Source organism: Cetobacterium sp., assembly GCF_048470075.1.
In the GTDB taxonomy this organism is placed as follows: domain Bacteria; phylum Fusobacteriota; class Fusobacteriia; order Fusobacteriales; family Fusobacteriaceae; genus Cetobacterium_A.
Genome location: NZ_DBGBQB010000050.1, coordinates 1 through 4,371, shown reverse-complemented (window position 1 = coordinate 4,371; position 4,371 = coordinate 1). Strand labels below are relative to the sequence as shown.

At 33.5% G+C, this 4,371-nt stretch carries 5 protein-coding genes and 1 pseudogene; all 6 read left to right on the top strand.

All coding sequences use genetic code 11. The annotated features are described in order from the left end of the window. Nucleotides 1-427 (top strand): hypothetical protein (locus tag ACMOUI_RS01630; protein WP_418964003.1); only part of this gene is annotated, 427 nt, incomplete at its 5' end. A gap of 16 nt (nt 428-443) precedes the next feature. After that, nucleotides 444-707: pseudogene (locus ACMOUI_RS01625) on the top strand (BMC domain-containing protein); the annotation flags it as partial. Between the two features lie 194 nt (nt 708-901). Beyond that, the gene (locus ACMOUI_RS01620; protein ID WP_418964002.1) at nt 902-2,413 is read left to right on the top strand and encodes an acetaldehyde dehydrogenase (acetylating); all 1,512 of its coding nucleotides are present in this window, start codon (nt 902-904) and stop codon (nt 2,411-2,413) included. Between the two features lie 2 nt (nt 2,414-2,415). Beyond that, nucleotides 2,416-3,039, top strand: coding sequence for a phosphate propanoyltransferase (locus tag ACMOUI_RS01615; protein ID WP_418964001.1), 624 nt, complete (start codon nt 2,416-2,418; stop codon nt 3,037-3,039). A 42-nt stretch (nt 3,040-3,081) separates the two neighbouring features. Continuing rightward, nucleotides 3,082-3,375, top strand: a complete 294-nt coding sequence (gene eutM / locus ACMOUI_RS01610) for an ethanolamine utilization microcompartment protein EutM (RefSeq protein WP_418964000.1) — start codon at nt 3,082-3,084, stop codon at nt 3,373-3,375. A gap of 147 nt (nt 3,376-3,522) precedes the next feature. Further along, on the top strand, nt 3,523-4,371 hold an 849-nt coding region (locus ACMOUI_RS01605), incomplete at its 3' end, for an IS256 family transposase (protein WP_418963999.1).

Genomic DNA, 4,371 nt, shown 5'->3' with positions numbered 1-4,371 from the left:
CTTTAAAATTGTTTCTAGGGATCAAGTTTTACAAAAGACTATTATGAAAATGCTTTTAAATGAAAAAAAATTTGAAAAAGAGTGTGATTCTTCTGGATTTACATTGATTAGAGGTGAGAGTGTAAAATTTGATAAAATTTTCAAAAATTTAAATATATACTCTCAAGATTTAGTAAATACAGATGAAGAGATAATAGGAATTTTAAAGATTGAAAGAGATAACTTTATAAAAAAAACTAAATCAAAAGGAAATCTTTTTATAATAGAGGGTGAAGTTGAAGTAGTTTTAAATGGAAAAAGATATTTAGGAAAAAGTGGGGATTTAATCGATATCCCTAAAAAAGCTGAAATAAAAATAGGGTCAAAAGATATGGCAAAAGTGTTATATTTCTCAAAGGATTTGAATTGGAGTGAGCCCCTTTTATAAAGGAGGGAGGTAAGAGATGCAGGCTTTAGGAATGATAGAAACAAAGGGATTGATAGGAGCAATAGAAGCAGCAGATGCCATGACAAAAGCTGCTAATGTGACATTGTTAGGAAAAGAAAAGGTCGGTGGCGGATTTATAACAGTTATGATCACTGGAGATATAGGTGCAGTGAAGGCAGCAGTAGATGCTGGAGCTGCAGCAGCAGAACAGGTTGGACATCTAATTGGAGTTCATGTTATAGCAAGACCTCATGATGAGATAGAAAATATTATAAAAAAAGATACAGAGGATAAAGTGGAAGCTACAAATGCCAATGATTTAGAAGTAGTTAAGAAAGAGATTGTAGAGGAAGTAATAGAGGAAACTATTGAAGAAATTATTGAAGTAATTCCAGAAGAGATTATAGAGGAGATAGAAGAAAAAGCTCAAGAGGAAGTTTTACAGCGAAAAGTAGCTAGGAGGAAGAAATAAAAATGTTTGATAAAGACTTAGCATCCATTCAGCATGCAAGAGATTTAGCAAGAAAAGGGAAATGTGCAGCTAATAAAATCTCTGAATACACTGAGGAGCAAATTGATAAAATAATTAAGAATATGGTTAAAGTTGCCAAAAAAAATGAGCTATGTTTAGCTAAAATGGCAGTGGAAGAAACTGGGTTTGGAAAAGTTGAGGATAAAGCATTTAAAAATCATCTAGCTTCAACAGTTCTATACGATTCGATTAAAGATATGAAAACTATTGGAGTTATTGAAGAGGATGAGGTTAATAAGGTTATGTGTATAGCTGAACCAATGGGACTTATTTTAGGAATTGTTCCATCTACCAATCCAACATCAACAGCGATATTTAAATCTATAATTGCTGTTAAATCTAGAAATGCAATAGTATTTACACCTCATCCATCAGCACAAAAATGTACAAGAGAGGCTGTAAAGTTAATGTGTGAAGCAGCAGTGGAAGCTGGAGCTCCAGATTGCTTAATCAGTTGTTTAGAGATGTGTACTATGGAAGCAACAAATGAACTGATGAAAGCTCCAGAAGTAGCTTTAATAATAGCAACAGGTGGACCAGGAATGGTAAAAGCGGCGTATAGTTCTGGAAAACCAGCACTTGGAGTTGGAGCAGGAAATTCACCAGCTTATATAGAGAGAACGGCAAATGTGGAGAAAGCAGTAGAGAATATTATAGCAAGTAAGACTTTTGATAATGGAACTATCTGTGCTTCTGAGCAATCAATAATTTGTGAGGAGTGTAATGAGGCTCAAGTTATTAAAGAGTTTGAAAAGCAAGGTGGATACTTCATGAATGAAGAGGAGACTAAAAAGGTCTGTGAGCTTCTATTTAAACAAGGGCATACAATGAATGCAAAATTTGTGGGTAGATCAGCTGATGTAATAGCTGAGGCAGCTGGATTTAAAATACCTTATGGAACAAAAGTCTTAATTGGAAGACAAAAGGGCGTTGGAGCAGACAGTCCACTATCATATGAAAAATTAACTACAGTTTTAGCTTTTTATGTAACTAAGGATTGGCATGAAGCTTGTGAGTTAAGTATAGCACTATTACAAAATGGAATAGGTCATACAATGAGTATCCATACTGAGGATTTAGATATAGTAAGAAAATTTGCTAGAAAACCAGCTTCTAGAATACTTGTAAATACAGGAGGTTCTCAAGGAGGAACTGGAGCAAGTACTGGACTTATGCCATCATTCACTTTAGGGTGTGGAACATGGGGAGGAAGCTCAGTTTCTGAAAATGTAACTCCAATGCATCTTTTAAATATAAAAAGAGTAGCTTTTGGACTTATAGATTGTAATAAGTTAAAAAGAGAGGAGGAGCAGGAGTATAAGGGTATAACAGTTTACGGTTCTGAAGGAAGAGCGGAGAAAACCTTAGAGAAAACTTCTATAGAAAAGGAGTTGGTGGAAAATCCAGAGTTACTAAAGCTTATGGAGGAGATACTAGCGTCAATAAAGGGGTAAAAATGGATAAGTTAGATGTATTATTAGAGAAAATTTTAGAAGCGGTTGAAGAGAAAAAGTTAACTGTGCCAGTTGGTATTTCAAATAGACATATACATTTAAAGCAAGAGGACATTGAGGTTTTATTTGGAAAAGATTATCAATTAACTAAACTTAAAGATTTATCTCAAAAAGGTCAGTTTGCAGCAAAAGAAGTCGTAACAATTTGTGGGCCTAAAAGCGTTATAGAAAAAGTTAGAGTTTTAGGACCAGCAAGAAAAGAGACTCAAGTAGAGGTTTCTATTGGAGATTGCTTAAAATTAGGTATAAAAGCTAAAGTTAAAATGTCTGGAGATATTTGTGAAACTCCTGGGATTACACTAGTTGGACCAAAGGGGACAGTAGTTTTATCAAAGGGTGTGATAGTTTCACAAAGACACATACATATGGATGAAGAGGATGCCAAAAGATTTGGTGTTTCAAATGGAGATGTTGTAAGTATAAAAATTGATGGAATAAGAGGCGGACAGTATGATAATACTTGTGTCAGAGTTGATAAAAGCTTTACACTGGAGTGTCATTTAGATACTGAAGAAGCCAATGCACTTGGAATTGAACCAAGCTCAAAAATTAGAATAGTAAAATAAATAAAATAAAAATAAATGTAAAGAAAATAGGAGGAATTAAATATGAAATACGATGCACTAGGAATGATAGAAACTAAAGGGTTAATAGGATCAATTGAAGCGGCAGACGCAATGGTAAAAGCAGCAAATGTATACTTAATTGGAAAAGAGTATGTAGGTGGAGGATTAGTAACAGTTATGGTAAGAGGGGACGTTGGAGCGGTAAAAGCGGCAACAGATGCTGGAGCAGCAGCAGCACAACGTGTAGGTGAGTTAGTTTCTGTACATGTAATTCCAAGACCACATTCAGAGGTGGAAGTAATTTTACCAGCTTCACCAGCAAGAGAGATGAAATAAGATTATAAAAAAGCTGTAGAGAAATCTACAGCTTTTTTTAGTGAGAGTTTCCCAAATTTAGTGTAAATTGTAAAAATTAAATATATATATTTTACCTTCTTGGCTATTAATTTGTATAATTAAATTAGTAACTGAGGAGGTTTTTTTATGGCTAGAAAAAATTCAGAAGTAAATCCACTTGTTAAACAATTAATTGAAGAAAATAAGATTAAGTCCGCTGATGATGCTCAAGATTTTATGAAAAATATGTTTAAAGATATGGTTAATATCTTGATGCAAGCTGAATTTGATGAATCTATTGGATATGATAAATATGACAGAGAATCAAGCGCTAATACTACTAACAGTAGAAATGGGTATAATTCTAAGCAAGTTAATACCTCTCTTGGAAAAGTTCAAGTTGATATTCCTAGAGATAGAGAGGGACAGTTTGAACCAACAGTTGTTCCTAAATATTCTAGAGATATCTCTGATATTGAAGATAAAATTATCTCTATGTATGCCAAAGGAATGACTACGCGTGATATTCAAGATCATATTAAAGATATTTATGGATTTGATGCTTCTCCTAGCTTAGTATCAAAGATTACTGATAAAATACTCCCAATCGCTCAGCAATGGCAGGGAAGACCATTACAAAGACTGTATGCCCTTGTCTATATGGATGCAATCCATTTTAATGTTAAACAAGATAATCAAGTTGTTAAAAAAGCAGTTTATGTTGCTATTGGAGTAAAAATTGATGGAACAAAAGAAGTTTTGGGACTTTGGGTCGGAGCTAATGAAAGTTCTAAATATTGGTTAAGTGTTTTAACTGAAATTAGGAACAGAGGGGTTGAGGACATTTTAATTATTTCTATTGATAATTTAAAAGGTTTTTCTGAAGCTATCCAAGCAGTATATCCATATACAGAGATACAAAAATGTATAGTCCATCAAATTAGAAATTCAACAAGATTTGTAAGTTACAAAGATTTAAAATCTTTTACATCAGAC